The sequence below is a fragment of the Vibrio sp. UCD-FRSSP16_30 genome, from assembly GCF_001676025.1.
GTDB lineage: Bacteria > Pseudomonadota > Gammaproteobacteria > Enterobacterales > Vibrionaceae > Vibrio.
The window spans coordinates 66,927-79,465 of the sequence record NZ_LZFW01000068.1; the positions used below are offsets into that span (position 1 = coordinate 66,927).

At 38.8% G+C, this 12,539-nt stretch carries 11 protein-coding genes; 7 read left to right on the top strand and 4 right to left on the bottom strand.

The features are described from left to right. Positions 1-69: 69 nt before the first annotated feature. Together A9260_RS14545 and A9260_RS14550 are read left to right on the top strand one after the other, a co-directional pair. A complete protein-coding gene (locus A9260_RS14545) occupies positions 70-1,659 on the top strand; it encodes a polysaccharide lyase 6 family protein (protein ID WP_068700178.1) in 1,590 nt (529 codons plus the stop codon). A gap of 435 nt (positions 1,660-2,094) precedes the next feature. Then, positions 2,095-2,967 (top strand): SH3 domain-containing protein, encoded by an 873-nt coding sequence (locus A9260_RS14550; protein ID WP_156684088.1) that lies wholly within the window; start codon positions 2,095-2,097, stop codon positions 2,965-2,967. A gap of 75 nt (positions 2,968-3,042) precedes the next feature. On the opposite strand, the gene A9260_RS14555 is transcribed toward A9260_RS14550, so the two are convergent. Continuing rightward, positions 3,043-3,846, bottom strand: coding sequence for a hypothetical protein (locus A9260_RS14555; RefSeq protein WP_068700183.1), 804 nt, complete (start codon positions 3,844-3,846; stop codon positions 3,043-3,045). 254 nt (positions 3,847-4,100) lie between these two features. Here A9260_RS14555 and A9260_RS14560 point away from each other — a divergent pair, with 254 nt between their 5' ends. Beyond that, positions 4,101-5,909, top strand: a complete 1,809-nt coding sequence (locus A9260_RS14560) for a cation:proton antiporter (RefSeq protein WP_068700185.1) — start codon at positions 4,101-4,103, stop codon at positions 5,907-5,909. A gap of 306 nt (positions 5,910-6,215) precedes the next feature. Continuing rightward, positions 6,216-6,971, top strand: coding sequence for an SDR family NAD(P)-dependent oxidoreductase (locus A9260_RS14565; protein WP_068700186.1), 756 nt, complete (start codon positions 6,216-6,218; stop codon positions 6,969-6,971). A 332-nt stretch (positions 6,972-7,303) separates the two neighbouring features. Here the strand turns inward: A9260_RS14565 and A9260_RS14570 are convergent, their stop codons facing one another. Both A9260_RS14570 and nadE read right to left on the bottom strand, forming a co-directional pair. Beyond that, the gene (locus tag A9260_RS14570) at positions 7,304-8,263 is read right to left on the bottom strand and encodes a transposase (protein WP_197485293.1); all 960 of its coding nucleotides are present in this window, start codon (positions 8,261-8,263) and stop codon (positions 7,304-7,306) included. Between the two features lie 271 nt (positions 8,264-8,534). Next, positions 8,535-9,362, bottom strand: a complete 828-nt coding sequence (nadE, locus tag A9260_RS14575) for an ammonia-dependent NAD(+) synthetase (protein WP_068700188.1) — start codon at positions 9,360-9,362, stop codon at positions 8,535-8,537. 94 nt (positions 9,363-9,456) lie between these two features. Here nadE and A9260_RS14580 point away from each other — a divergent pair, with 94 nt between their 5' ends. Both A9260_RS14580 and A9260_RS14585 read left to right on the top strand, forming a co-directional pair. Next, positions 9,457-9,978 (top strand): nicotinate-nicotinamide nucleotide adenylyltransferase, encoded by a 522-nt coding sequence (locus tag A9260_RS14580; protein WP_068700190.1) that lies wholly within the window; start codon positions 9,457-9,459, stop codon positions 9,976-9,978. Positions 9,979-10,024: 46 nt separating this feature from the next. Then, on the top strand, positions 10,025-10,507 hold the full coding sequence (locus A9260_RS14585; protein WP_231892605.1) for a hypothetical protein: 483 nt from the start codon (positions 10,025-10,027) through the stop codon (positions 10,505-10,507). 45 nt (positions 10,508-10,552) lie between these two features. On the opposite strand, the gene A9260_RS14590 is transcribed toward A9260_RS14585, so the two are convergent. After that, positions 10,553-11,152 (bottom strand): cupin domain-containing protein, encoded by a 600-nt coding sequence (locus tag A9260_RS14590; protein WP_156684068.1) that lies wholly within the window; start codon positions 11,150-11,152, stop codon positions 10,553-10,555. A 198-nt stretch (positions 11,153-11,350) separates the two neighbouring features. On the opposite strand from A9260_RS14590, the gene A9260_RS14595 reads away from it, so the two are divergent. Continuing rightward, complete coding sequence (locus tag A9260_RS14595; protein ID WP_068700395.1) at positions 11,351-12,484, top strand: 1-acyl-sn-glycerol-3-phosphate acyltransferase; 1,134 nt, start codon at positions 11,351-11,353, stop codon at positions 12,482-12,484. Positions 12,485-12,539: the final 55 nt, after the last annotated feature.

Here is a 12,539-nt window from a genome sequence, read left to right on the forward strand (position 1 = left end):
CTATCTAACTTGTGCGGGCAATGTGCCCGCATTTTTTTTCCTTGTAATTCCCACAAATAGAAGAGACAAATGAAGAAAACAGCCATTGCTTTAGCCGCTACGTTAGCATTATCTGGATGTAGCCTTTCTGACGATACACCAGAGCTTTCTAACGATTTTCAAATGGAATCAATGACACTGACGGACGTTAACCGCAGCATGTTATTAGACAGTGATCGCCTGCAAGTTATTGAACGTGAATCTATTAATGAAGTAGATCAGGCACAAGTTGATGCCCTTCGCCTACAAATCATAAATGCAAAAAATGGCGATGTTATTGAGGTTGAAGCGGGAAAATATCGTAATTTAGGTCAATTAACGATTGAAGCCAATGATATTACTATCAAAGCGAAAGACGCAGGTACCGCTTGGGTGACAGGGCTTGTCCAGTTTGAATTAAAAGGCGATAACATCACTATTGATGGTCTGGTTTTCACTGAAGGTGGACCAAACGAGCGTTTTGGTGGCATCCGTATGATGGGTGATAACAATACACTGAAGAACTCAACGTTCTATTACTTCAACGATGATTATGCTTATGAATCTGATGAGCGCCGATCTGAATACCCTAAATATTTATGGGTGTCATTGTGGGGTAAAGACGGCCAAGTAATCAATAATCGTTTCGAAGGTAAGCAAAAACGTGGCACTTTGATTGGTGTTCAAAAAAACGAAACGCCTGATAATCATATTATCAAACACAATATCTTTATTGACCAAAAGCCCAATCAATACAATGAATTTGATATAAAAGAAGCTATTCGTTACAACGGCAACAGCTGGGAAGCAATCCGCATTGGCGATTCAAAGGCTTCACAGTGGCCTTCAAATAGCCAGTTTATTGAAAACTTAATGATTGGAATGGATGGAGAGCGTGAGCTTATTTCGATTAAATCGAGTGGCAATATTATTGGCGGAAATACTATCTTTGAAAGTGCATCTCTCATTTCCCTTCGTCACGGCAAAGCCAATGTTGTTGAAAATAACGTGATCCTAGGTAACGAAAAACTCCTAACGGGTGGTATGCGTATTTATGATGAAGATCATGTAATCCGTAATAACTATATTGCAAACACGCGTGGTCGTGATGGATTAATTGAAGGTAATGCTGATTTACGTGGTGCTATCGTAATAAATACCGGCATCATCGATGTTGCAAATGGTGAGAAGCTGGATCAATCAGTTAAGGGCAAAGAGCTTAACAAGCAATGGACGCCAAAGAACATTACGATTGAAAATAACACGCTTGTTGATACACAGTGGGGTATTGTTTATGGCAACCAGACGCACCGCGTAAGTTTGTTTGATAATAGTGAAGTGGAAAATATTTTTGGCGCTGTTGATGTCCATTTCAAGAAAAACTTAATTGATAACTCAGCTAACCCTGAATTCATAGCCGTTCTTGGCACTGCTGATTTCCCATTAGAAGACGCCACTTACGCTGATGAAGTTTACGTTGGTGAAGTAACAGAAGTTGGGACAGTATCAGGTTATTCAACTGTTCTGCCAAAAATATCGAATGTAAATGGTTTTGAGTCTGCGCAAGATGTCGGCGCTGATGTATCAAAACTACGTATTATTACTGCTGATATTGCTGGTCCTAGCTATGTAATTAACTAGATTTGTAATTAACTAGCTATGTAATTACATAGTTTCGCTGTCTATTTGACTGTTTTGATTTTCGTCGAATTGAAGCCGTTGCAATGTATATTTAAGGCGTTTGAAAGCGAGTAACTTTTGTTACTCGCTTTTTTGTTTGCCCAGCGAAGCAGGCAAGGGCGTTGCTGGACAACGGCAGGGTCTAAAGGAAGCGATAGGGAGTTAAGGCCATTTATTTGAAGTGACTGTCCTCTTAACTATGTATAAAATTTTTAAGCGTCTGTCCTTTTACGGTACTTACAATATTTAAAGAGGAATATTGTAAGTGCCTGTCCCGTTAAGGTGTCTGTCCTTTCAAAAATTTATTTGATTTTGCTAGGAGATAAAAACGTCAACATATGGCGTAATATGATAATTAATATGTGCGGTGGATGACTATAATGTGGGCTGTTTATCTTGAATTGGATTGATATGAGCGATTGTGATGAATCTGGCTTTTTTGATAGTTTGTTGAATGCTCTACAGATTATTGCCCTTTTATATATCTTTGCCTATGTGCTACAAGGTCTGATAACGGCTTTAATCACCATGACGATTTGGGTATTTAAAGCTGCATATTATGTTATTTCTGCAATATTGATCAGCATTGATCATTTTATTTATGATAAGAAAGATAAGCAAAATGTGGTGAGTATTGATAGTGCTGAGCATCCTCGCCAATCAAGAATTTTTGTCAATCCTAAACGTAGAAATTTGACGACGATTGTTCTTATGAGTATTGCGATTGTAGGTGGGGCGGTAGCGGGAGTAATAAATGCAAAACATGAATCTGATAAGTTGCAGTCTAAAGTGACGCAAGATAGCTTGCCAAGCTCTAGCAAAGTGGATTCTACTTCAATACAAGCGAAAAGTGGGAGCTTTGCTCAGGTTACTGCTCAAAATCTTAATGTAAGAGTCACTCCTTCGATTCACTCTCAAATTACGTTTAAAATTTCACACCTTTCATTAGTCAATGTGTTGAGGCAAAAATCAGGTTGGTCATATATTTCCGTTAATGAAAAACAAGGCTGGGTTTCATCAGCGTATCTAACTAGCAATGATTCTTATGCCTTTGATAGTCAACATTCATCAGTGGTGACGAGTAGTGCAATTGTTGAGGTAGATAAAGGCAATGTAAGAAATAAACCTTCGATGCAGGGACAGGTTATTTTCCAGATAAAACGTGGTGGTAAGGTGGACGTTTTAAAGCAGAAAGGAAGTTGGTCCTATATTCGTATTTATGGATATCATGGTTGGGTTGCCACTCGATTATTGAATATTAAATTATGAGTTATAAGGCGGTAACTGCATTGGCTGAGCTACTACAGCTGAGCAGTCGCCACCTAAATAAATAACGATGATTTTTTATGCAATATCATTGTCTTGGCTGATCGTGCACCTATTCATTTGTTGTAAGATTATTTGTCGATAAAGTTTAATTAGCTCTCGAGATAAGTTATTGGTTTCATCATATAACCAATAGCCAGGTACATACGAACCAACTTTCATAGCATCCATGGTTGTGTTCAAGCGCATTATGATTTGGTTAAAAGAGTGAGAAGTGGTTATTTTTTGTTGATTAAACCTTCGTACCTTGTTTAATAAACTAATTGCTCGTCCAAGTAGTAGCTTTGGATTGTGACCATCTCGTTGGATTAAAAAACCTATACTGACCCTATATTGTGTTAGTGCATCAATCACATCACTCAGTGTTTGCCATTGCTCAATATAGGTAGATACAGCAAGCTTGTTTCCTTTGGCCATTCGCAACATCGCGCAATCACAGCAAAAAAATAATAAACGTATTACCTGCCCATGAACGACTAACTGTTTTGTAAATGACGATCTTTGTTTTTTTAGCACGAGTTGTTGTAAACGAAGAGTAAGTATCCGTCGCTCTGTACTACTGCCCAAGCTAGGATGATTGGATAGTTCAAGGCTGAGGGTTTTGATTCTACGTTTTATAGCGCTAAGTTCACCTAATCTTAGCTGTTGATTGGTTAGTTCTTTATAAAGATAAGAACGATGGCAGCGAATTGCATCAATAATTTCTAATGCACAGTAAATTGCTTGTGATGCTTGTTGAGATTGGGTTGTTGGTGATAGCACCTTACATTGTTTATCAAAGCCCGTTCCTTGAGCTAAAAACATACTGCTTGAAATGTCCATAATTACATCCTTGATATAGAAGCATATTAATAACAAGCAACTATGGTGCCAAAAGTTAAGTGACTGTTTTTAAAGTTGTTTAAAATTACTCACTCCATTACTTAAGTTCAGTGTGAATGCAAAAACACTACATTGGTGCACAGTGTCGCTTACGATTGTGCATCGATAGCAAAAGATCCTTCGGACAAAGTGTCACAAGTGATTGAATAATCTACTAAGGTGTTTACAGGTCATCATAAATAGATTGGAACGCTATGCACGAAGATTGGGCTGCACTGGGCATTGCTGCGGTAGGAATTGTGGGCTTAGGCTGTCAATGGTTAGCATGGCGTTTAAAATTGCCTGCAATCCTATTTTTATTGTTGGCTGGTATTTTAACTGGGCCAATTCTAGGTTGGCTACAACCTCAAGAGATCTTAGGTGATCATCTTTTTGCGTTTGTTTCACTAGCGGTTGCGGTCATTCTATTTGAAGGCAGCTTAACGCTTAAATTTTCTGAAATTAAAGGGGTTAGTAATACGGTTTGGAGCATTGTGACAATCGGTGCGCTGATATCTTGGGCATTGACGAGTGCTGCCGCGTATTACTTACTTGGATTTGATTGGACGTTGGCCTGTCTATTTGGCAGTTTGACTGTAGTCACAGGTCCGACGGTTATTGTTCCTATTCTTCGTACGGTAAGACCGAGTATTCGTTTATCAAATATACTGCGCTGGGAGGGGATCATTATTGATCCGTTAGGTGCATTGTTTGTGGTGATGATTTACGAGTTTATTATTTCAAGCAGTTCATCACAAAGTATTGAAGTATTTGGCTTAATTTTGCTGATTGGTTTTGGTATCGGTATTGTGGCAGGGGTCTTAGTGGCTGAAATACTGAGGCGTCGATGGTTACCAGAATATCTACAACCATTTGCTGTATTAACGATTGTCCTCGCTGTATTTGCAGGTTCCAACTATCTCGAATCAGAGTCGGGTTTGCTGACAGTGACGATCATGGGAATGTGGTTAGCCAACGCTAAAGAGGTGAATATTCAACATATTTTGCACTTCAAAGAACATTTAACTGTGATGTTTATTACCGGATTATTTATTATTCTGGCAGCACGAATAGACTTGGATGATTTTCGTGCTTTGGGTTGGAGTGCCGCCGTTTTATTTGTTGTGATTCAGCTTATATCACGTCCGTTTTCTATCTTTATTGCTACGTTGCGTAGCAGTTTAAAACTGAAAGAAAAAGTGTTTTTGGCGTGGGTAGCGCCAAGAGGCATCGTTGCCGCTTCTATATCTGCCTTGTTTGCGATAAAGCTGGAAGCATTTGGTGCTGAAGATGCTAAGTTGCTGGTTCCACTTGTTTTTATGGTAATTATTGGCACAGTGGTATTGCAAAGTATCTCTGCTAAACCTATCGCAAAATGGTTGAAGGTGGCAGAACCTGCTCCTCGCGGATTTCTAATTATTGGTGCTAATGATGTAGCAAGACTGATTGCTCAAGCGCTGTCAAAATACAATCTGCGAGTTGTTGTTACTGATTCTAACTGGGACTACATCAGCCAAGCAAAAATGTCTGGGCTTGAGTTTTATTACGGCAATCCTACATCGAGTCATGCCGATGAGTATTTAAATTTAATTGGTATTGGTCACGTAGTCGCACTGAGTCCAGATAAGCACTTCAATATTATGGTGTGTATGCAGTATTTGTCAGATTTTGGTGATCATAGAGTATTTTGTTTAAAGGATTTAAAAGGTAATAACGACCATAAGCATAAAGTCGATAAAGCCTCGTTTGGTCAGGTGTTATTTGCAGGAAAGCAGAGCTTTAAAAAACTCGCCAGTTTGACCAATCAAGGTGCCGAAATTAAGCATACTAAATTGAGCGAAAATTTCACATATCAACACTACCTTACACAGTATAAAGATACCTTAATTCAAACGTTGTTTATTGTGAGCACAACGAACCGTATTCATATGGTTGGAGATTCAAGTGAGCTTACCCCTTTGCCTGGTGAGATAGTCGTATCGTTGATTAAAAAAATCTACGTTGGAGATGATAGAAGGCAATGAGTTCTGAGTATGAGATCTTTAAGACCGTTTCTCTTTAAAGGACAGGCACCTCATCAGTATCTTTCTCACAGGACAGTCACTTGAACGGAAACTCAGATTGTTGTGTGTTCTATTGGTGACTAACCAATGTCATTTTGTGAGCTAGACAGGATAGATACCAAACTGACTATTTCAAAAAAAAGCTTATTGTATTACAATTTGGCGAGGCGCTAGAGGGTTATTTGTTAGAGTTCGGTATTAAGTTCCGATTATTAAACAAATATTTCCTTTTAGTGAAAGCTAAATTTAAATAAAGAGAGCATCAATATGTCTAAGAAAGTAGCATTTATTTCAGGCGCAACTGGCGGTATCGGTTTCCAAGTTGCGAAACGTCTTGGTCAAGATGGTTATACTGTTGTACTTAACGGCATCGAAGATGATAAAGGCGCTGAGCGTATCGCTGAACTGAAAGAAGCAGGTATCGAAGCTGAATACTACGGTTTTGACGTAACTGATGAGCATGCGGTAACAGCTAACATCAATACTATTGGTGAGAAATTCGGTCAAATCGATGTTGTTGTGAACAACGCTGGTGGCCTAGGTGGTCGTAGCCCAATCGAAGGTATGGAAACTGATTTCTTCCGTAAAGTAATGGCTCTTAACCTTGATAGCGCATTCTTTGTATCTCGCGCTGCAATTCCATTCTTGAAGAAGTCTGACAATGCGTCAATCATCAACTTCACTTCAAATGCAGCTTGGAATGCAGGTGGCCCTGGTGCTGGTATCTACGGTACTTCAAAAGCAGCAGTACACACTTTGACTCGTGCACTAGCAAAAGAGCTTGCACCAGCTAACATTCGTGTTAACGCTGTATCACCTGGTACTATCGATACTCCGTTCCACGCACAAATTAAAGCAACTAAGCCTGAAGTATTCGCTTCTTGGGCAAACAGCATCATGCTTGGTCGTCTAGGCCAACCAGAAGAAGTTGCATCAGCAATTTCATTCCTAGTTAGCAAAGATGCTTCATTCATCACTGCTGAAACACTTCAGATCGGTGGTGGTCAAGCTCTAGGTATTTAAGATCTCACAAAGTTAGCGATTAACTTTAAGATTTATACTTTAAAGGGTTAAGCTCATTTGAGCTTAACCCTTTTTTGCTTTAAATAGAAAAACAAAGAAACAAAGGACACACACCTATTTCTTTGAATAGAAAAACAAAGGACACACACCTTATTTCTTCGTTCAGTAAAGTGCTCGATAATTTCCGGACAATATATGATCTGTTTAAAATTATTGTTTAGGTGGTGACTAAGAGGGAAGTGTAGTAGAACGATATTTTGGTTGATGAAGGGAAATCTATATTTCAGGCTTTATGGTGGTTTGATATGCTGAGATATGGGGTATTTATTATATCATTCGATTTGATATACGCTTATTTTGGACTTTCCTAGTAATTTTTTCGCATGATTTGCTTGGCGCAAATTTCCTATAGCGGTAAATCGTGAATTTTCTAGTTCGTTACAAGCTTTAAGCCATCGGTTTTGCTTTAAAGTTAACCGGTTTAGTATTGGTGGTACATCATTAGATAGCGATACTTTGCCTTGTCTAAATTCACGAGCAGTCCAGTCAATCAGTTCAATATAATCGGCAAACTTAAAGGGTATCTTTGAATTTGAATGTTCATTCAAATCATCTTCAAACGGTAAGAGGGATTTAGGCGCGTATCTATTGTTTTGTAAAGTATCTAGTCTGGTTTTAAATGATGTAAAATCAGAGGTTTCAGGTGTTTTAGCGACTCCGGCTCTAATAGGGTTCAGATCAACGTAGGCCATTGCAGCAAGTAGAGCTTTGTCATCGAGTAATGCTTGGCTCTTAAATCGACTTTCCCAAAAGTGTCCTTTACATTTATCTTCTAAATTTGCTCTATATGCAATATCAAAGTTGAGCTCTTTCATGAACCAGCTTAGATTCCAAAGTCTTTTTCTCCATATCTGAATAATTTCATGGCATTTATTTTCTTCTAGCTGATTGGTTAGTTCGTTTTTTAGCCATCGTTTTATTAGTAAAGGAAGCTTATGATTTATGGCCCATCGTTCAACGACTTCAAGTGGAGATAAGTTTAATGCTTTGTTTTTATTGATATATACAACCACATGGTAATGGTTACTCATAATGGCGTAGGCACATATGCTTAGACAATATGTGGCGGTAAGGCTCTTCATTTTATCTTCAACCCACTGCTTTCTATGATCATAACTAACGTGTGTTTCATGATTATGTCCACAAAGATAGCTCTGTCTTACACAGCGAGAAACGCAGTGGTAGTAGGGGGTAGCATCAATAGAAACAAGCTGTTTTCGTGCAGTTGTCATCGGAATAGTCACAATTATCTAGAAATGATAGTAAGTAGATCTAGCCGTTAATTGACTAAAGATCACTATCAAAGATAATAAATCATACGGAAAATAAGACTAATTGGCCGATAATTCATGAAACTTGATGGTGTGATGATTATATTAAGCTGATTTTAAAGTGTGTGTCCTGTAAACAGCGGTAAAGCAGCGTCACATGATATTTGAGGTGTGTGTCCTTTGAACAAATCGCAGTTGGCATTTACGGCCAATACCAACTGCGTACTGGTTGTTAATCGTAGATTGTAGGGATAGGGGCGCGTTTATGTTGAGTGCGTTTATAGATAGCAATGATGGTTTGTTTGGCTTCTTCTGGTAATGGCTTACCTTCTAGGAAGTTGTCGATATCATCATAGGTGACGCTTAGGGCATCTTCATCTGCTTTTTGTGGGTCAAGTTCTTCTAGATCGGCGGTAGGCACTTTTACAACCAGTTGCTCTGGAGCACCCAAAGTTTTTGCTAATTGACGTACCTGGCGCTTGCTGAGCCCGAATAAAGGTGCCAAGTCACAGGCACCATCACCAAATTTGGTGTAGAAGCCAGTGATATTCTCAGCTGAATGATCCGTACCAAGAACTAACCCGCCAACATAACCTGCTATTTGGTATTGAGCGACCATACGGGCTCTTGCTTTGACGTTGCCTTTGACAAAATCTATCTTCTCATCAGATTTAGGTAGTAAACCAGTATCTTGCAAAGCCGTTCCCGTTGCCGCATGCAGTCCATCAACACCTGCAGCGATATTTACTGAGACAGAGTGGGTTGGTTTAATGAAAGACAGAGCAAGCTGAGCTTCATCTTCATCTTTTTGCTCACCATAAGGAAGACGAACAGCGATAAACTGATAATTGTCACCGGATTCTTGGCTAAGTTGTTCAACGGCAAGTTGTGCTAAGCGTCCACAAGTCGTTGAATCCACGCCTCCACTAATGCCAAGGACGACTGATTTGCAGCCAGACTCACGTAGTTTTTGTTTTATAAAGTCGATACGTCGTGTAATTTCAAAGTCTACATCAATGCTTGGTTGTACACGCATTTCTTGGCGAATTTCATTTTCCATGAGTTGAATGTCCTAAATATTCGAAGGCAATTTTGGTATCATATTGCAAATTTCCAGTTTGCTCAATTTTATACATTATTAGAGATCCTGAACAATGAAAAAAATTGCAATATTCGGTAGCGCTTTTAACCCGCCAAGCTATGGCCACCTTAGTGTTATTGAACGATTAGCTCACTTTGACCAAGTACTGCTTGTGCCTAGTATTGCGCATGCGTGGGGTAAAGAGATGTTAGATTACTCTTTACGTTGCAGCATGATTGAAGCATTTGTTGATGATATTCCCTGCAATAATGTGTCACTTTCACGTATCGAAGAGAGAGTGGAAAAATTAGATACAGGAGTGACAACTTATCAGGTATTAGAGGAAATACAGGCGGAATACCCAAGTTCAGAATTAACATTTGTAATGGGACCGGATAATTTGTTTAATTTTGCCAAGTTCTATAATGCTGAAAAGATAATGAAACGTTGGAATGTGCTCGCATGCCCAGAAACCGTCGCTATTCGTAGTACTGAAATACGTGAAAAACTTGCACAGGGTCAAGAAATTAATAGTCTAACCACAAAATCCGTAGTCAAAATATTGCAAAACAAGCACTTATATCGCATTATTTAACATTATCATGACAGATAATATTTGATTACGAAGGGTTTATAGCGCAGTGGCAAGACTTAATACAACGGTAGCACTAGTATGTGGCACTTTTATGGCAGGTGGGGCTGAAGCCTGCGTGTCAGATCGTGATCCTAGTCGCTCTGTTATTTTTGTTGAGTCTACGCTTGAACTTTGTGAAGATCTATTGGATACGGTCGATGAGTTAGTGGATGAACTATTGATCTCTGCTCATATAAAAGAAGAGTCAACGACAACTTTAGGCTACTGGTCTGATTGGATGTTAAAAAATGTTGATGATCCTCTTTTAACACAGCGAGTTGAAGATAGTTTCTTTGGCGTTGGTCTGTTTCGCCCCTATGAAATGACCTCAAATGACGACGAACTTTCCTATGAAGATTGGGTCAAAACCCATGGTGTTCAATTTAGCGTGGGTATTGGTGAAAAAGATCAACCTAGAGTTAGGCTTGACTACCAATGGCATGAACGATTTGAAGATGTCTTCCACGTACAATTTGAAGTGCCATTTTAAGTAATAAACACTCAGCTTTATTCCCAACGCGAACGGCTGTTGGCATTACTCCCCCAAAATAGCCCTTTTAGTAGCCTGATAACTAGGCTCACTACCTGAAAATAGTTTTTTAGCAATTTCACTTTCTTTTATGCCCGAGAGTCTCAGTTTCTCAGCTTCTTTTACGCGCATTACCATTTGATATTCTATTGATAACTCTTTGCTAGAGGTTTCCCACTGGCTCAATTTTCGGCTTAATGATGTGATTTGCAAATTAGGCTGAATATCTAGCAGTTCATATTGCATTGCACTGAGTAATATTTGCTGATGCTCAGATAGATCTGAAACATGAGATAATTTCTCAAATAGGATGTTCATTAGTGAACTTACTTTAACGTAACCCGCTTTATTGGCAAAAGGTTGGGTGAGGCGTTGAGATGCTTCGATTACTTTACAGTGAGTGTTAGGGAAGTAGCTTAATGCAGATAAACAGTTTGCAGGCACCCAAAAAACATCACCTTTGCCGAGTGCATATTCATTTTTACCCAAACGAACGGTCACCAAACCATCAACCAAATAGATCAGCTGATGTTTAAGCGTAGGCTTTCGAGAGGTTGTTGATAGGTAATCAAATTGTTGGTCTTTAAATTGTATAGCGTAATGCATAGCAAGGTTCTGCAAGTATTTAGCGGTATTTTGAATAGGTTAGCGCGTTATGATGTGCACTGCCAATACTAATCGCATAATAAAATAGGCAACTATGTCTTATATATGGTCTGACCTTACAATTTAGTGCTCTAACTAGCTGTAAATTGTGCAATAAGCGCGTAAAATCGGCATGATTTTTAGAAAATGATGATGAATATGTCTACTGATAATGATATTTACCAAGAAATTAGACCTTATAACGATGAAGAGATCGCTCCAGCGATCCGTCGCTTGATTGATGATGAAGAATTTATTTCTGCAATTTTGAACTACAAATTCACCAATCATGCTAAATGGTTTCAAACACTGATGTCACCATTAGTTAAAATGTATCTGAAGAATCGTTGGGGCAAACTCAATTCGATAGATTCCGTACAGATTGAAGTTGAGAAGTATTTACAAAAAGCGCTAGATGCAACTACCGATAATGTGACTGTTACCGGTCTTGATAAGCTTGATCAGAAGACGCCTTACTTGTTCATTTCAAATCATCGCGATATTGCTATGGATCCTGCATTGGTCAATTATGGATTACATAATACAAACCATAAAACAGTACGTATTGCGATTGGAGATAACTTACTAAGTAAGCCTTGTGCGACTGAGCTAATGAAGATCAATAAAAGTTTTATTGTTAAGCGTTCAGCGAAAGGCCCTCGAGAGATGCTCAAGACTTTAGGTCTGCTGTCTTCTTACATTAAGCACTCTTTAGAGACGGGCAACTCTATTTGGATTGCTCAAAAAGAGGGACGAGCTAAAGATGGTAACGACTTTACCGATCCGGCAATCATTAAAATGATTCAGCTAGAAGGGCGTAAGCGTAAAATGTCTTTTGCAGACTACGTAAGATCTATCAAAATTGTTCCAGTGGCTATTTCTTACGAGATTGATCCGTGTGATATTGCTAAGGCAAACGAATTACATCAGAAAGCAACAAAAGGCGAATATCAAAAATCTGAATTTGAAGATATTGATAGTATTGTCACTGGTATCACAGGTTATAAGGGCAAGATTAATGTGAGTTTTGGCGATGTCATCGATGGTGATATTGATAACCCAGATGAACTAGCCGCCGAGATAGATCGTCAAATACATGATCATTATAAGCTGTTTCCAATCAACCTATTGGCTTCTGGTGACGAAGCTAATAGCGAAATTGATCAAGACACTCGAGATAAGTTTGAAGCTAAGCTTGCGCAGTTGGATGAAGGTGCTAGGCAGTATTTAATCGATGGATATGCTAATCCAGTAAGAAACTTATCCAAAGACAGCTCAATGAAAGTGGCATAAGTGAGTTTGTTTACATATTGAGATATAAAAAAGGTTGAACTTAGTTCAACCTTTT

Excerpts from the sequence above, each read along its gene's own strand:
- A9260_RS14565 (WP_068700186.1), top strand. The coding sequence starts at position 6,216 with ATGTCTAAGAAAGTAGCATTTATTTCAGGCGCAACTGGCGGTATCGGT.
- A9260_RS14555 (WP_068700183.1), bottom strand. The coding sequence starts at position 3,846 with ATGGACATTTCAAGCAGTATGTTTTTAGCTCAAGGAACGGGCTTTGAT.
- A9260_RS14580 (WP_068700190.1), top strand. The coding sequence starts at position 9,457 with ATGAAAAAAATTGCAATATTCGGTAGCGCTTTTAACCCGCCAAGCTAT.
- nadE (WP_068700188.1), bottom strand. The coding sequence starts at position 9,362 with ATGGAAAATGAAATTCGCCAAGAAATGCGTGTACAACCAAGCATTGAT.
- A9260_RS14595 (WP_068700395.1), top strand. The coding sequence starts at position 11,351 with ATGTCTACTGATAATGATATTTACCAAGAAATTAGACCTTATAACGAT.
- A9260_RS14570 (WP_197485293.1), bottom strand. The coding sequence starts at position 8,263 with ATGACAACTGCACGAAAACAGCTTGTTTCTATTGATGCTACCCCCTAC.
- A9260_RS14545 (WP_068700178.1), top strand. The coding sequence starts at position 70 with ATGAAGAAAACAGCCATTGCTTTAGCCGCTACGTTAGCATTATCTGGA.
- A9260_RS14560 (WP_068700185.1), top strand. The coding sequence starts at position 4,101 with ATGCACGAAGATTGGGCTGCACTGGGCATTGCTGCGGTAGGAATTGTG.
- A9260_RS14590 (WP_156684068.1), bottom strand. The coding sequence starts at position 11,152 with ATGCATTACGCTATACAATTTAAAGACCAACAATTTGATTACCTATCA.